Source organism: Microbacterium sp. MAH-37, from assembly GCF_009758255.1.
GTDB lineage: Bacteria > Actinomycetota > Actinomycetes > Actinomycetales > Microbacteriaceae > Microbacterium.
Genome location: NZ_WSEN01000004.1, coordinates 262,208 through 274,170 on the forward strand (window position 1 = coordinate 262,208; position 11,963 = coordinate 274,170).

10 protein-coding genes are annotated in these 11,963 nt (G+C 66.8%); 5 read left to right on the forward strand and 5 right to left on the reverse strand.

Annotated elements, in window-relative coordinates; genetic code table 11:
* The first annotated feature begins 11 nt into the window (after positions 1–11).
* The gene (locus tag GON06_RS04700) at positions 12–851 is read left to right on the forward strand and encodes a hypothetical protein (protein ID WP_198346604.1); all 840 of its coding nucleotides are present in this window, start codon (positions 12–14) and stop codon (positions 849–851) included.
* Between the two features lie 24 nt (positions 852–875).
* On the opposite strand, the gene GON06_RS04705 is transcribed toward GON06_RS04700, so the two are convergent.
* Positions 876–1,799, reverse strand: coding sequence for an aminoglycoside phosphotransferase family protein (locus GON06_RS04705; RefSeq protein ID WP_157311146.1), 924 nt, complete (start codon positions 1,797–1,799; stop codon positions 876–878).
* Between the two features lie 70 nt (positions 1,800–1,869).
* Positions 1,870–2,541 (reverse strand): hypothetical protein, encoded by a 672-nt coding sequence (locus GON06_RS04710; RefSeq protein ID WP_157311147.1) that lies wholly within the window; start codon positions 2,539–2,541, stop codon positions 1,870–1,872.
* Between the two features lie 171 nt (positions 2,542–2,712).
* Here GON06_RS04710 and GON06_RS04715 point away from each other — a divergent pair, with 171 nt between their 5' ends.
* Entirely contained in the window at positions 2,713–3,459 is a 747-nt protein-coding gene (locus tag GON06_RS04715) for a LuxR C-terminal-related transcriptional regulator (protein WP_157311148.1), read from the forward strand.
* Here the strand turns inward: GON06_RS04715 and GON06_RS04720 are convergent.
* The 3 genes from GON06_RS04720 to GON06_RS04730 form a co-directional block, all read right to left on the reverse strand.
* Complete coding sequence (locus tag GON06_RS04720; RefSeq protein WP_157311149.1) at positions 3,428–4,243, reverse strand: hypothetical protein; 816 nt, start codon at positions 4,241–4,243, stop codon at positions 3,428–3,430. The two genes, GON06_RS04715 and GON06_RS04720, sit on opposite strands and share 32 nt — an antisense overlap.
* 147 nt (positions 4,244–4,390) lie before the next feature.
* A complete protein-coding gene (locus GON06_RS04725; RefSeq protein ID WP_332837160.1) occupies positions 4,391–5,428 on the reverse strand; it encodes an FUSC family protein in 1,038 nt (345 codons plus the stop codon).
* Between the two features lie 46 nt (positions 5,429–5,474).
* Positions 5,475–5,648 (reverse strand): hypothetical protein, encoded by a 174-nt coding sequence (locus GON06_RS04730; RefSeq protein ID WP_198346605.1) that lies wholly within the window; start codon positions 5,646–5,648, stop codon positions 5,475–5,477.
* Between the two features lie 174 nt (positions 5,649–5,822).
* Here GON06_RS04730 and GON06_RS04735 point away from each other — a divergent pair, with 174 nt between their 5' ends.
* The 3 genes from GON06_RS04735 to GON06_RS04745 all read left to right on the forward strand — a co-directional run bounded on the left by GON06_RS04735 (position 5,823) and on the right by GON06_RS04745 (position 11,816).
* Positions 5,823–9,227 (forward strand): hypothetical protein, encoded by a 3,405-nt coding sequence (locus tag GON06_RS04735; protein WP_157311150.1) that lies wholly within the window; start codon positions 5,823–5,825, stop codon positions 9,225–9,227.
* 250 nt (positions 9,228–9,477) lie between these two features.
* The gene (locus tag GON06_RS04740) at positions 9,478–10,809 is read left to right on the forward strand and encodes an ABC transporter substrate-binding protein (protein ID WP_157311151.1); all 1,332 of its coding nucleotides are present in this window, start codon (positions 9,478–9,480) and stop codon (positions 10,807–10,809) included.
* 32 nt (positions 10,810–10,841) lie between these two features.
* The gene (locus GON06_RS04745) at positions 10,842–11,816 is read left to right on the forward strand and encodes a carbohydrate ABC transporter permease (protein WP_157311152.1); all 975 of its coding nucleotides are present in this window, start codon (positions 10,842–10,844) and stop codon (positions 11,814–11,816) included.
* Positions 11,817–11,963: the final 147 nt, after the last annotated feature.

Genomic DNA, 11,963 nt, shown 5'->3' on the forward strand with positions numbered 1-11,963 from the left:
AGCCTTGAGGCGTGACCACCACTGCACCGCGCCGCGTTCCTCGCGGAGATGAACTCGACAGCCTGATGCGGTTGTACGGCTATCGCTTCACCCGCACCGGACGGGTCGCGGGCGCCGAGCCGACAGACGATCCGGATGTCGTGACCATCGCCGAGTCCGCGGGCTGGCCCATCCACGCGGTCGAGCGCCTCACCGCTGTCGAGATCTTCGAGAGGTCGGTCGCCGCGGCATCCGCGCTCGACGAGGGGACGGTGCTGGCGGCGTTCGTGGCCGGGCTCGGAAGTGCGCCGTCCGGCCGTCAGATAGCGATCTCGTTCGGGTGGGCGCGACACCTGTCGGCCGCCGTCGAAGCCGGCATGAGCCTGCCGGACTGCGGGCTGGAGGTCCGCGACGGAGACGCGTTCGCCATCGACACCACCGAGGTGCTCCTGCGCATCGCACTCGGATGGGCATGGAACGAACAGCCGTACAACTACCTGCCCGATCTCGAGGCCGCAGCGGCGGCCGGGCTTCCGACGCCGACGGCAGACGATCGCGAACGGGTGCGAGCGCTGCTGGAACTGGTGGCCGCTCAGCCCGCGGGGACGACGGCGAGCACGCTGGAGAAGGCGGTGGCCCGCGCCAGGATCGTGCCGGGAACCGACAAGTATCAGCGCTACGGCATCCTCATCGGCCTCGCCGAGATCGGGGTGCTGCCCAGCACCCTCGCGCCCAGCTGGGACAGGTTCGTCTCACGCCGCGAGGTCGAAGAGGCATGGTCCGGCGGGCCCCGGTCAGACATCACGCCCCCGCTGTCCGGATGGCGCGGAGGCATCGACGACAGCCGTGCTGAATGGCTGCGGGGCGTATGAACACGCGGAATCGCGGGACCTGGCCTACACGCTGAACGATGCGAGGGCGTCGTCCACGGTCTTCGCGGACGCGCTGATGGCGTGATGCCCGTCCTCGATGTCCCAGAGCGTGTTCTGCAGCAGGCGGGCAGCCGTCCACGCGGCGGCATGGCTCCGATCGAGGTCGAGCATCTCGGTGAGGATGTCGAAGCGCCGTCGCACGATGCGCGGTGCGTCCGAGACGGAGTCGTCGGCACTCCATCCGCTGTCCAGTGCGGGCCAGAGGTCGAACCCGGGATCGCCGATGAGGGGTTCCGGGTCGATCGCGAGCCAGGGCTCGCGATCTGCGGCCAGGACATTGCCGTAGTGCAGGTCCCAGTGCAGCAGGCGATCTCCCGGTTCGGCCTCCACCTCGGCGATCTGGCGCGTCCAGCGATCCAGCCGGGTCCGGTCACCGCTGTCCAGAACCGGTCTGGCTGCGGGGACGTCGGCGAGCATTCCGGCGGCGATCGTCCCGAGACGGGGGAGGCCGTCCGGACCGGGCACGCCGTGCAAGCGCGCGAAGAGCCCGCCGACGATGCGCACAGCAGTGTCGTCGTCTGCGACGGCGTCGAGGCTGCGATCAGCGTGGAGCCGCTCGAGCAGCATCCCGCCCTGGTCGGCGTCGCTGTCCAGGAGCCGAACCGTCCCGCGGCCGTTCCACGCGACGAGTCCGATGATCGCGGCCCCGGTCTCCGGCTTCGGCATCTGCAGCTTCAGCGCGGCAGGCGTCCCGTCGGCGCGCCGCACCGGCACGAGCACTCCCGCTTCGCCGGCTCGGACCGCGCCGGCAGGACGAAGATCCCACTTCTGAAGAAGGTCGCGGGCGACCGACGGCAGCTGGCGCACCCATTCGCGGTCCGTGTCGTCGCCGGACTCGATGCCGCCGAGGACCTCCACAGGGATGACGAACGGTTGCTCTGGACCCATGCCCGACAGTCCATCACAGAGCCACGTCGCTAACGGATGACTTCGACCGGGCCTCAGGAGACGAAGGCGCTCAGTGACCGGACGCCCGGGCATCCGCCTCCGCGATGCCGCGACGCATGTCCTCGCGAGACTCATCCGGCCACGGGCCGGATGCCGCGAGCGGGATCTCCGTGAGGTAGCGTCGCTCCGGCGCCGGGATGCGGGCGACGAGCAGATCCGGCTCGCCGCCGGCCGTCGCGTACAGCGCCGGGCCGTCGGCGTAGAACAGGTCGGTCACGACGAGACGCCCGTCGGCTCCGCGCATGACGTTCGACGGATTCGTGTCGAGGGGACCGCACCAGGGCAGCTCGCGCAGCGCCCTGGCGTGGATGCCGTCGATGATGTCGACCAACTCGGCCACGGCCTCGTCTCGGTCGGCGATCAGCCCGTGGAAGGCGTGCGCATCCGACTCGTCCACGGGCGTCAGCCACTCCATCAGCTGCAGGTCGCCGCCTCCGGCCAGCCGCCGATGCGCGAACAGCTCGGGCACCAACCGGGTGTGCGCGGCCGCGCGATACAGCTCCGCCGTGTACGGCCCGGTCGGGTCGAACGGGCTGATCCGCACCGCGGCCGATCCGTCCGGCGCGCGCAGCGCGATGGCCCAGTCGCCGGCGCCGGCCGGCGTCCATCCGGCATCCGTGAACGCGCGCTCGGCAGCGCGATGGTCGGCATCCTCCGGGAGCGCGTCGAGGGGCGAGGTCATGATCCGCAGCCCCTCCAGACAGTCGCGGTGACAGTCATGGCGTCCTCCCTGCACCCGCATAGAGCGCGCACGAGACGCCAGCGGTTCGATGTCGTCGCGTCACTTTATCGCTCTCGCGGACACCTTCACAGATGACGGAGGATTCCTGCCTCCGGTGTTCGGGGAGGGCACATGATGGGAACCACTCGGGCGCGCCCGATGCGCGTGAGGCGAGCAGCCGTGGTCGAGGAGTATGCGTTCCAGCGCATGCACATCGGCGAGGTGCTCTCGGAGGGCGCAGGGCTCCAGGTCGTCCACCACACCTCGACCCTGGGGCGGTTCCTGGCATGGCTGCGCCGCACCGAGCGAGAGCGGTGGCCCCACCTTCTCATCGTCAACCCCTCGACCGGCCCAGATTCGAGCAGGGAGTTGAAGATGGTCGCCATGCTCCAGGAAGCCGGGATGCGGATCCTCGTTCTTTCACCGCTGAGATCTCGCAGCATCGCGCTGCGCCTCCTCGATGCAGGCGTCGCGGGTGTCGCGTCCGTCGAGGACGGTGAACGAGAGGTCCTCGGGTTGGTCAAGACGGTGCTCGCCGGTGGCACCGCGCTCACTCCTCGCGCGCACGAGGCCATCCGAGGCCTGCACGGCACACCGCGGCTGAGTCAGCAGGAACGGCGGGTGCTCGCCCTCTACGCCGCCGGCCTCTCCATCGCGCAAGTCGCCGACCGGTTGGAGGTCATGCCGGACACGGCGCGCAAGTATCTGGCCAGGGTTCGGGACAAGTACACGGCGGCGGGGCGTTCCGCACGCACCAAGCTCGACCTCGCCCGCATCGCCTGGACAGACGGGTACGTCGACATGGATCTCGGCGCCGACTTCCCGGTGCCGAGATCCATGTCGGGCATCACGGCGCGCAGACCGGGTCCTGGACGGTGAACGTGAACGGTCCCACCCAGATGTTCTGGTTGGGTCGATCCGTGCCGGCCCGTCCTGAGTTGTTGCCGATGAAGGTGAGATCGAACGCGCTGACAGAGGCGGCTGCCACCGTCACATTGCCCGCAGTGCTGCCCGGAACGACTTCTACGTTCGGGGCGGTCGTGGAAGGGCGCCACGGGTCGGCACCCGTGCCCTGGCCCTGAACCCATGTGGAGTTGTAGGTGCCCGTGCCGGCGGTCACGGAGACGCGCTCGGTTCCGCCCCGGCCGTCCTGCGCCTGGAATCCGTCGACGTCCTTGATCTTGTACGACAGGTCGGTGACGGTGACGGGCGCGCCGTTCAGCGCGAAGCTGAACGTCACTCGCTCGCCGCCGCCGATGTTGCGCAGATCCACGGTGTCCAACGAGAGGCGCACACTCGGCTGGCTCTCGCCACCCTGCTGGGACGAGTCCAGCAGGAAGTTGTTCGTGGTGTTGATGGTCATGTTCGATGCGCCGTTGTGGACGGCGCTGAGAGTCAGCGTGAAGTCCTTGCCGTCGCCGAACAGATCGATCCAGGTGAACAGCGCGGACGTGGCGCTGATCCTTGAGAAGACGGCGGAACTGGTGCTGATCGTCGTGCTGCACAGGGTCGACGCCGCCGCGAGCGGCGTCGCGGCGGCAGCAGCCACGATCGGGAGCGACCAGGCGATCCCCCTCGTCACGGAGCGGCGGGACAGACCTTCATCCCCTGCAGCAGCATCGAGGTCGTGCGCTCGGCTCGAAGGAGTGGAACTGGCAGACATGCGGTCACCTCATGCGTGAGTATCAGCTGTGGACTCTCTTCAGTTACCCAGCCCGAGGCGGCGACGACAACAACTCCGGCGCTCGTGACCTCCGTCCGGGGTCAGGACTGTACCGCGACAGGAATGATCTGATATAGCCGGGCGCCCCTAGCGTCGGGACGCCGCCTGTCTGCGCCGGATCGCCGCGGAGATCACCGCGATCAGGGTTCCCGCGGCCACGCCGATCACCGTCTCCAGCATCCGATCCCGCAGCAGCACCTCGAGGGAGGACGGCGCCGCGAGCTCCACCATCATCAGCGCGAGCGGTGTGATGAAGATCATCGCGATGCCGTAGTTGCGGCCCACGAACATCTCGGCGCAGGCCTGGAAGGCGATCGCGATCAGGATCACGGCGAGCGGTGGCAGATGAAGGGCGAGGATGCCTGCGGCGACCAGGATGCCGGCCAGCGTTCCGACCAGGCGCTGGAGTCCGCGGATCACCCGTGCGGTGAGGTGCGCGCCGCTGACGGCGGCGGCCGCTCCCACCATCGCCCAGTACCAGTGCGTCCCCACCAGCAGCAGTCCGATCGCGCCGCCGAGCAGCGTGGCCAGGCCGACCGTGACCGCCATCTCCCAGGCGACATCGCCGATCGGCTGCCGGACCCTGGTGATCTCGACAGCGGGAAGGCGCCGAGCGCCGGCCGCCGCGAGCACGGTGGTCACCAGCAGCGAGAAGAGCACGCTCCCGACGCCGACGACGAGCACGTTCGCGAATGAGGTACCGGATGCCGGGATGTTCGCCGTCGCCCCGATCGCGAACACCGCGAACAGCCCACCGGGCGGATGCCACCGCATCGTGTACGCGAGCAAGGTGACCAATGATGCGACCGCGGCGACGGAGACGACGGACACCAGCGCCGGCGCACCGACGACGGAGAGGCCGGTGCCGGCGAGCATTGCCAGGACCAGGACGCCTCCTGCTCCTGCCTGCATCCGGAGTCGATCTCCGAAGCCGTCCGTGCGTCCGTAGAGCGCCGCGAAGGCGCCGAAGCTCGCATAGATGCTGAGGTCGAGTCGTCCGACAGCCCACAGGATGAGCAGCGGGACCCCGACGCTGACGGCGGCCCGCAGCGCGACGCGATGGTCACCGCGGGACGGTGCGACCCTGATGACGCCCGTCCATACCCGCCCACGAGATTCCGCCACATCTCAAGCGTAGACACCGTGGATCGGGGGAGCGACGTCGGAGCCGTCAGGCGGATGCCGCGGACTGCTCAGCGTTGATCGTGGCGAGACCCTCTCGATACGAGGTGGTGCGGAACTCGGGGAACCGCTCAGCGAACTTCGTGGAGTCGAAGAGATTGTCGTACCGGTATCGCGGGAGGAGCTGAGGGAAGTCGGCGAGCCTGTTCCGGACGGAGCTCAACCGGCTGAAGAGACCGTCGACATTCTCGTCGACCTCGCAAGGATGCTCCCGGCGAACGACGGGATCCAGTCGATCCCTTGCCCTGAAACTGCCGTTTCGGTATGGTCCCGTACGGATAACGTTTGCCAATCTGCGTCATCCGCACGTCCCCCCTCAATGGAGAAGGCAAGGATCATGAATCCATCGCGCGTCACCTCCCGACGTTCCCATCTGCTCAAGCGGGCGCTGGCACTGGGCGCTGCGCTCGGCATCGCACTGAGCCCGCTTCCGCACTCGACCGCGCACGCCGAGACGGCATCGGGCACGTGCGAGATCGAATTCCACTCGACCACCAGTGCACAGGGCTTCGCGCATCCAGGGATCGGACTCACCGAGCCGATCATCCAGAACGTGCGCACCCAGCTCGCGGCCGGCGAGGAGCCGTGGGTGTCGGGCTATCAGGCCCTGACCCGGTCTGCCGCGGCGGCCGAGAACGTCAAGCCCTCGAACGCCGGCGCCGATCCGACCAAGCCACGCACGACCGCGTTCGACGCGGGTACACGAGGGCTGTTCGAAGCTGATGGGCTGAAGGCCTACACACAAGCCGTCATGCATGTGCTCACGGGGAAGCAGATCTACCGCGCGAATGCTCTGGCGATCATCCGCAACTGGGAGCAGATGGATCCGACCAGATTCTCGTATTACACGGACTCGCACATCCACAACGGCGTGCCGCTGTTCCGCATGGCGTCGGCGGCGGAACTGCTCCGGTACACGACGTGTGGTGACGACCCCGCGATGGTGCTGACCGACGCCGATGCCACAGCGTTCAGCGACAACCTGATCCGACCGGCGATCGCCACGTTCATGTCGTCACCTGACCGCTTCATGAATCAGCACAACTATCCCCTCCTGGGATCGATGGCCGGCTCGATCTTCATGGACGATGCGCCGTTGTACCAGCAGAAGGTCGAGTGGTTCACCGTCAACGCGACCGCACAGGATCAGGGCTTCAACGGATCCATCGCACGGCTGGCGCGATGGATCGACAAGAATGACAAGACCGGGGAGGCCATCACCGACCCGCATGTGCAGCTCGTCGAGATGGGTCGTGATCAAGCCCACGGCGGCGGCAATCTCACGAACTTCGCGGCGCTGTCCCGCATGATGCTGTCTCAGGGCACTGCAGTGGATCCCGTCGACGGCACGGTCTCCACCGCCGCAGACGCGGTGGGGCCCTATGAGTTCCTCGACGATCGGATGATCAAGGCCGCCGACTACTTCTGGCAGTTCATGTCCGGACGCGACCCGGCGTGGACGCCCGTCGGCTACGCGATCTCACCGGACGGCACGATCCGCGACACCTACGACCACATCGCGGACGGTTATCGAGGCCGCTACAGCACGGCGAGTTTCTGGGAGATGTACTACTACTACCGCTACCAGCGGGGAGAGGATGTCGCGGCGATCGCCCCCTACTTCGCCGAGGCATACGAGAAGCGACTGACTCCGCAGCAGATCGGCTGGGATGGTCACGACGGCGGCGGCGACTCCTGGATGTTCGCGCCCGCGGCGGCGGCCGGAGAGGCCGCAGCGACCCCGAATTCCGACTCCAGCATCCTCGAAATCGAGCAGCACTACACCCACCTCGCAGGGGATGTCACCGAGGGGGATGGCTTTCTGACAATGGCGGGTGGCGCGAAGATCGCATATCTCAGCGGTGCCAACAACAAGCCGCAACAGGGCTTCCGTGTGCGAACCCAGGGACCGGCGGTGATCCATCTCGGGAGCGTCAGTCATGGCAGCACCGTGCGGCGCGACACGCACCTCACCGTGCCGGACACCCACGGCGAATGGCGCTACGTGACGGCGACGCGGTCGATGGGCGACATCCTGTTCATCGAGACGGATGGTGCCGCCGTCGACATCGATCACATCGACACAGATGCTCAGGCGGGTCTGAACGGGCCGACGTTCCCGACGAGTTCTGCCAAGCGGATCATCGGATGGAGCGGCGCCGATCTGGAGGTCGATCTGGCGGCCAAGGGGGCGGACGGCATCACGTACAGTGCGACAGGTCTGCCTGACGGCGCGACGCTCGATCCGGCCACCGGCCGCCTCCGGTGGAACGGCCAGGTCGCTGCAAAGGTCACCCTCGAGGCTGATGACGGCACCAGCGTCGCCGCACGCGAGATCGCGTTGGACACTGCTCCGACCCGCGCAGCCGCCCTGGCCGCCGCGGGGAGGGACTACAAACCCGATCTCGGGTACGAATCCGCGACAGACGCCGCTTTCGTCGCCGCGCGCGACGCGGCCAAGAAGGCGCTGAGGGGTACCCCGGATGCGGAGTACGGGGCGGCCCTGGCGGAGATGGTCGCCGCGGCAGACGGACTGCGGCTCGTCTCGCCGAAGACGTCGCTCGACGGCAGCCTGGACTACCGGAATGTCCTGTTCTCCTCTACGGCGAAGGAGCGAACTCCACTTCTGCTCGACGGGGATGAGCAGACCGGCACGTCGTACCCCCAGGCCGTGGGCATGTCGCACGTCTTCGACTTCGGCGCGGACTTCAAGGTCTCGGCCAGCAAGTTCGGCTTCCAGAGCAACATCTTCGCCGACAGGCTCGCCAACTCGACGATGTACGGTTCGAACGACGGCGTGAACTGGACCAGGATCACGCCGGGAGTCACGGCATTCACGCAGGACTACAACACGCTCGACGTGGCGCCGGAGTTCGTCGATTCGCAGTTCCGGTACCTCAAGGTGCAGATGCTCCAGCAGCTTCCCGACGTGCTCTACGGCATCGTCCGCGGGGTGTTCGAGATGACCGAGTTCCACATCTATGGTGAACGCCACGAGATCGGCAACCAGATCGCCTCGGCTGTCATCTCCTCTCCGGACGCTGTCGCGGGGAAGGTGTCGGTGGGTGACACGGTCGACGTATCCGTCACCACGAGGAAGCCGGTCCAGGCTGTGACCGTCGATGTCATGGGTATCCAGAAGGCTGCGACGTCGAGCGACGGCACCACCTGGTCGGCGCCGGTTGCTCTGGACGGGGTCGCGGCGGGCGTGGTCACTCTCAGCGTCGACTACACGGCCGACGGCGCGGCGGGTCCGACACTGTACGGTGCCACCGACGGCAAGAGCCTGTTCGTCGGCGGCGACAGAGAGCATCGCATCGATGTGGCGAAGAGCGCTCGTGTCGTTGCCTCTTCTCCGCAGTGGGGCAGCAACCCGTTGCCTGCCGACAAGATCGGATACCTGTTGTTCGACGATGACGCGGCGACGGCGGGTGACCTGGTGATGGGCGCGGGTGCGTACTACACGCTCGACTTCGGCGACGGGAGGTCAGTGCAGTTGCACGACGTGTTCTTCCTGCCGCGAGCCAGCCACCCCGCCCGAGCAGATGGCACGATCGTGCAGGGATCGAACGACGGCGCTTCCTGGACGACTCTCACTCAGCCCCTCTCGGCGAGCCGAGCCGACACGTGGTCCGAGCGTGCGGTCGCGGACGACGCGTCGTATCGCTACTTCAAGATCACGAATGCGAGCGGGTGGAACGGGAACATGGCCGAGGTCCAGCTCTTCGGCACCCTCCGGTAGCGGAGCCCAGGCGGCGCAGTGAGACTGCGTCCGACGTCGCAACCAGTGGGGGAACGTGCCTTTGCGCGTTCCCCCAGTGGTGGGTCTGGGGGGTGGTCGCGGCGCGCCTCAGATCCGTCCGTCTTCTGTATTGACAGGGTTCTGCCCCTCACACATACTTGGATGACGTTATCCAATCTGGGATATCCCCGTACGTCTACTTGCACCGATCCGCGCACCGAAGTGGGTGCGCGTCACAAAGGAGTGATTCATGCGATCTGGAAATCGCCGGGCGCTTGCCCTCACCGCCGGTCTGGCCGCTGCGGCTCTGCTCACAGGCTGCGCTGCTGCAGCTTCCCCCGAGCCCGAGAAGACCGAGGCCGGCGAGCCCGTCACCATCGATGTCTGGGGATGGGACCCGCTCTCACAGCAGGTCGTCGATGCGTTCAACGAGGCACAGGACCGGATCACGGTCAATTACGTGCTGCAGCCGAGCAACACCGCCATGCAGACGAACTTCCGCAACGTGATGGAGTCGAAGAAGGATGTCCCCTGCCTCGCCGCGGGCTTCGCTCCGCTGTCGACCTCTCTCGTCAACGGCTGGGCGCAGGACATCACCGAGTACGTCGAGCCGGTCGCCGACAAGTACAGCACCGGTGCCCTGGCCGCGGCGAAGATGGGCGACAAGTACTATGGCGTGCCTACGGGCGCGTCGGCCCAGTTCCTCATGGTGAACACGAAGACGCTCGACGCCGGCGGTGCCGAGGCGCCGAAGACCTGGGAGGAGCTGGTCGAGACCGGCAAGGAGCTCGCGCCCTCCGGCGTGAAGGTCATCAACCTGGCCGGCGAGGATCCCTCCACGCTGGTGAATCTGTCGCAGCAGGCGGGTGCGGACTGGTTCAAGATCGACGGTGACAAGTGGATCGTCAACCTGCACGGCAAGGAGACCCAGAAGGCCGTCGACGTGCTTCAGGACATCGTCGACAACGACCTGAACTCGACGCAGACCTATCAGGATCGCCCGGCCCTGTACGCGTACTTCGACAGCGGTCAGCTGGCGACGCTGCCCACGCAGTGGTGGTCTCTGACGGGTCTGCAGACCAACTTCGTGAATTCGCTGGGGAACTGGGAGGCCGTTCCGCTCCCGCAGTTCGAAGGCGCGAAGGGGGACAAGGCCAGCGGGTACGCGAACGCGTCGATCGTTCCGGTCGGATGCGAGCACCCCGAGGCCGCGGTGGCGTTCGCCACGTTCGCAGCGACCGACCCCGACGGCATCGAGGCGAGCCGCAACAAGGACACGGGTGCGGTCGGCGTCCCGACTGCGTTGAAGGACGTCTCCGAGTACTCCGAGGCGGTCGTTCCCGACAAGCTCTTCGGACAGTCGGCCGCTGAGGTCGGGGAGGTCATCACCGACGCGCAGGCCAACGTGATCGGCACCTTCGAGCGCGGACCGAACTACGATGCCTGGTTCCCCCAGCTGCAGGATCAGTGGGGCAAGTTCGTCGCGAAGCAGATCACTCTCGAAGATGCGCTGACGAACGTCGAGGAGTACATCGCCAGCGACCTCGACGCCAAGGGCATCGACTACAAGATCGCCAAGTAGTCCGACGGCCACGAAGAAGGAAGGAGACGCGGATGTCTTCCGTGACTCAGGTGCGCGAACCCGATCTGGGGGCGCTGCCCGAACAACCCGAGCGCGGGAGGCCCGCGTCTCCTCACCTTTCCTGGCGAACAGCCCAGAAGCTCAAGGGTGCGTCGTTCACCTGGCCGTTCTTCGCGGGGTTCGCTCTGTTCACGCTCGTTCCCGTGGTCATGGCATTCCAGCAGAGCCTTTTCTCGGAGAAGTCCTCGGGCCTCGGCTTCGGCGGAACACAGGTCAGCTTCACCGGGCTCGAGAACTTCGCCCGCGGCCTGAGCGATGACGTGTTCTGGGAGTCGATGCTCCGTGTCGGCGTATACGCGGTGATCGTGGTTCCGCTGACTCAGATCGTCAGCCTCACCCTGGCGCTGCTCGTCGACGCGGTCACCCGACGCGTCGCCAATCGCTTCCGGCTCTCGCTGCTGATCCCGTACATGATTCCCGGGATCGTGGCGACGATGATCTGGATCTACCTCTACAGCCCGGCGGTCGGCCCGTTCCAGCCCATCTTCGACTTCCTGGGCCTCGACGTCGACTTCTTCTCGGGCTCGATGATCTGGGTGTCGATCGGGAACCTCCACATCTGGGGGACGATCGGATTCAACATGCTGATCCTGTACGGGGCGCTGCAGGCCGTACCCCGCGAGCTCTTCGATGCTGCACGGGTCGACGGTGCATCCGAACTCCGCATCGCTCTGTCGATCAAGGTGCCGTACGTCCGAGCATCACTGGTCCTCACGGGGCTGCTGGCGATCATCGGCACCCTGCAGATCTTCGCCGAGCCGATGCTGTTCCGCTCGATCGCCCCGGAGGAGATCACCAAGGACTTCACACCCGCGATGGTGATCTACAACCAGGCCTTCCAGGTGGGCAATCTCAACTACGCCGCAGCACTGTCCATCATCCTCGCGGCCGTCGTCGGCATCGCCTCGGCCATCATCTACCGCCTCACGAACAAGGTCGAGCAATGATCCTCACAGACGAAGGCACCAGGACTGCGGACACGACGCGAGAGGTCGTCCTCCCTCGGCGCGCGCCAGGGCGAATGCCCCGGCTGCGGACGAGGGCAGTCGCCGCCGAAGACACCGGTGGCGCAGCGCGAGGCGCATCGAAGTGGT